Annotated in this window: 1 pseudogene; it reads left to right on the top strand. The window is 40.9% G+C overall.

Going from position 1 to position 1,175, the window contains the following annotated elements:
* Nucleotides 1-1,175 (top strand): annotated as a pseudogene (locus tag ACFILL_RS09255) (hypothetical protein); the annotation flags it as partial.

Genomic DNA, 1,175 nt, shown 5'->3' with positions numbered 1-1,175 from the left:
GAGGAAAAGGTTTACAATAGTGTAGCGGAAGCATTTGCTGGTGTTGCGAGTTCTATCACGAATGTTCATAATGATGTGACGAATGTTGTCAGTGATAGCCTTGCCAAGCAGGATGATGATACGAAGGTTATTACTATTGGGAAAGAAGCAGAGGGTACAGAAGTCAATATTGCCAACAGTAAGAAAGAAGAAAGGATTCTTTCTGGTGTTAAGGCAGGAGTGCTTTCAGCAGAATCGACAGAAGTTGTAAATGGCTCTCAGTTATTTGCGACTAATAAAAATGTTACGACAGTGACTACCAGTCTAGACAGTGTTTCTAAAAATACATCGAGCTATTTAGGTGGTGGTGCTGATGTGCTTGTAGGTAATCTTCCGACGTATGTTGTTGGTGGTCAGTCATATCATGATGTTGGTTCAGCCTTTAGCGGTGTTGATACATCGCTGACAGATCTTCATAATGAGCTTTCTAAGAACAGCAATGAACTTACGCAGACCATTGAGCAGAATGCTTTGTTGTGGAACGATGACGCGCATGCCTTTGTGGCGCGTCATGTAAAGAACAAAGAGAAAGATGGTCAAGTTATAGCGGAACAAGAAAACAGCAAATTAAAGTTTCTATTAGATGGAGAAATTTCTAAAGGTTCGACAGAAGCGATCACGGGCAATCAGCTTTATTCAATGAATCAGACATTTGCGACCTATTTTGGTGGAGGAGCAGGTTATGATAAAGATGGACAATGGAAAGCACCAAGTTTTGTGATCAAGAAAGTTGATGCGGAAGGTAAAGAAAGTGAGGAAAGCTACAATAGTGTAGCGGAAGCATTTGCTGGTGTTGCGAGTTCTATCACGAATGTTCATAATGATGTAACCAATGTTGTCAGTGATAGCCTTGCCAAGCAGGATGATAAGACGAAAGTTATCACTATTGGTAAAGAAGTAGAAGGTACAGAACTCAATATTTCAAATAAAGACAAAGTAGATCGGACACTTTCTGGTGTTAAGGCAGCAGAGAATGACAATGAAGCAGTCAATAAAGCGCAGCTTGATGCAAGTCTGAAGGATCTTTCCAGCAGCCTTCAGTCTGATGATTCAGCAGTGGTTCTCTACGATAAACAGGCAGATGGTAAAACTGATTATAGCAGTGTGACTTTAGGTAAAGGTAAGGATGCAGGACC

The sequence above is a fragment of the Bartonella sp. AP20NXHL genome (assembly GCF_042196165.1).
GTDB lineage: Bacteria > Pseudomonadota > Alphaproteobacteria > Rhizobiales > Rhizobiaceae > Bartonella.
The sequence above is the reverse complement of the archived record's forward strand: the minus strand, read 5'-3'. Positions and strand labels throughout refer to the sequence as shown.